Below are 690 nucleotides of genomic sequence, written 5' to 3' on the forward strand. Positions count from 1 at the left end.
GTCGTAGAGTTCCAGCGATTGGGTCAGGGCGAAGACATGTTCATGTCGGTTGTTGCCCACCAGTGCGGCGCGGATCGTCTCCATGGAAGAATGGCAGCGTGCATCCCGGTAGGTCGCCAACACGTCGGGATTGCGTTCGCCCGCAACAATAGCTCGGATGATCCGCATGCCAGTCGCGCCCGTGATATCCGAGACCACGTGATGGAGCTGCAGGTTCATCTCCATCAGGGCCTTCTGCATATGCTGGATATGGGCAGCGGCATATTCCACCAACCGCTCCCGCTGGCGCAAATAGGCGCGCAGGGTTGCAATCTCGGCATCAGGTCGGAAGCTGCCGCGTAACAGGCCATAGGAATGAAGCTGGCGCAACCATGCGGCATCGCTGACATCGCTTTTGCGCCCAGGCACGTTCTTTGCGTAGCGAGCATTGACCAGAATGACCTCAAACCCGCGCTGCTCCAGGATCTCGTAAACCGGGATCCAATAGACCCCGGTGGATTCCATCGCGACACTCGTCACGCCGTAGGCCTTAAACCAGTCTGCCAGATGATGCAGGTCTTCTGTGAATGTGCCGAACGTGCGCACTGGCATATCAGTGCAGGCTGGGTTCACCGCAGCCATGTGCATCTTTGATCCGATGTCGATGGCGGCCGCGCCGACATTGACCGGCTTCAGCTCCGGGCGGTCACC

At 59.3% G+C, this 690-nt stretch carries 1 protein-coding gene; it reads right to left on the bottom strand.

Annotated elements, in window-relative coordinates:
* A partial coding sequence (locus IVA92_RS00775; protein ID WP_247534094.1) for an IS110 family transposase occupies nucleotides 1–690 on the bottom strand: 690 nt, incomplete at both ends.

The organism is Bradyrhizobium sp. 154, from assembly GCF_023073875.1.
GTDB lineage: Bacteria > Pseudomonadota > Alphaproteobacteria > Rhizobiales > Xanthobacteraceae > Bradyrhizobium.